The 801-nt window shown below is 45.6% G+C and carries 1 protein-coding gene; it reads left to right on the top strand.

Going from position 1 to position 801, the window contains the following annotated elements:
• Window positions 1–12: 12 nt before the first annotated feature.
• Window positions 13–801: hypothetical protein (locus HMPREF9074_RS11530; RefSeq protein ID WP_034541046.1), on the top strand; the 789-nt coding region annotated here is incomplete at its 3' end.

Raw genomic sequence — 801 nt, 5'->3', positions numbered from 1 at the left:
ATAGAATAAAGTATGTATCAAAAAATTCTGCAGTTTTTAAATGAACACCCTAATAACATCGTCACAGTTACGCAAGGAAAAAAACGCTTAGCAAAAGATACAATGCCTAAATATGGCTTCACCCTTGCCGATATAACCAAGCTGTACGGTACGGTTGAAGCCTTTATTTTATCATTGCCAGCACAAGGTTTTGGCAATGGTACCCGTATAGACCTACGTAGGCTATATGGTAGTGGGGCAAGCCAATCAAGTTATAAACACGACACGTTTACGCTCAATTTTAAAGAAAAAGAAACCGATATGACACCCGAACTCATCGCACCTACAGCCCCCGCATCTGTTGGGGAGAATGGCAATTTACCTGCTCCTGCACAACCCTCTGTGCCCCAGCAAGCTCCTGCTGCAGTACCACCCGCTATGGGATACCCACAGCCAGCTATGGGTATGCCAATGCAAATGGGCTTAGGATACACCCCAGTAGCTACTACTGAATGGATTGGTAGCAAGGTGATAGAGGAGCGATACCGAGACCTACAGCGCGACAATGATAACCTGCGAGAAGATAATAAAGACTTGCGAAGCCAAGTGCGCACTTTATCCGAAGAAAAAGCTGCCTTGCGGTTACAGTTAGATACTGCCGATAAAGCACACGAATTGAAGCTAAAGGAAGAGCTGCTAAACAAACAGAGTTTTTGGGAAAGCAAAGGATTTGAGCGAGTAAGTGAAACACTGGGGGCTGTTATACCTATGGTTGTAGAGCGAATGGCTGGAGCATCTGCGTCAGCTGAAGCTGCAGCACCT

The organism is Capnocytophaga sp. oral taxon 329 str. F0087 (assembly GCF_000213295.2).
Taxonomy (GTDB): Bacteria; Bacteroidota; Bacteroidia; order Flavobacteriales; family Flavobacteriaceae; genus Capnocytophaga; species Capnocytophaga leadbetteri_A.
Note: the sequence above shows the minus strand (reverse complement) of the source record. Positions and strands in the feature narration are given on the sequence as shown.